This is a genomic window from Bartonella sp. AC535YNZD, from assembly GCF_042196625.1.
Classification (GTDB): domain Bacteria; phylum Pseudomonadota; class Alphaproteobacteria; order Rhizobiales; family Rhizobiaceae; genus Bartonella.
The window spans coordinates 1-693 of sequence record NZ_JBHIQP010000081.1 but is presented as its reverse complement, the minus strand read 5'-3'; the positions used below and the strand labels follow the sequence as shown (position 1 = coordinate 693).

The 693-nt window shown below is 38.1% G+C and carries 1 protein-coding gene; it reads right to left on the bottom strand.

The genetic code is table 11. From position 1 onward, the window contains the following. Window positions 1-210: 210 nt before the first annotated feature. On the bottom strand, window positions 211-693 hold a 483-nt coding region (locus ACFIM8_RS09280), incomplete at its 5' end, for a tyrosine-type recombinase/integrase (protein WP_375607626.1).

Sequence of the window (693 nt, the reverse complement as noted above, 5' to 3'; positions counted from 1 at the left end):
ATATTAAAATCCTTTCATAATAAAAAATGGAAACAAAATATAACTATTTATTAACCACATTTTGGTTCATTTTTGAAGGTGTTTTATTTATAGAAAACAATATTTTATCATATAATTTGTGATGTAATAATTTATGAGTCTTATTGAGAAAGAATGAGAGAGAAGAGAGAGAAAGTTATCCACAGATCATGGGGTAAATTACCCCATATCTTAAGATTGACCGGTGACATAAGCCGCCCATTTATCCATATAAACGCGGCGCTGTTCTAAATAATCAGTACGACGATAGGCACGCTCTACTTGTCCTCCGACTGTATGACTTAGAATTGTTTCAGCAACCTCATAGGGGGCATCGGTTGTTTCAGCGAGCCAATCGCGTAAACTAGAGCGAAATCCATGGGGGCAGGCATCAAGTTTATTTTTTCTCATATACGTAGCCATACACTTCTCACCAAGGGGACCCCGACCTGTTGCAGAAAAAAAGAATTCATTGCGAGATAAAAGGCGCGCTTGTTTTAAAATGTCTAATGCCTCTGATGATAAAGGGACACGAAATTCTGTTGTAGCATCGCGTCTTCCTTTCATATTCTCAGCAGGGATTGTCCATATATCCCCCTCAACTTGATCCTTATGAATATGACGTAAAACGCCTGTCAGAATAAGCAAACGCGAAGCCAGTTGTGTCATAGTTAT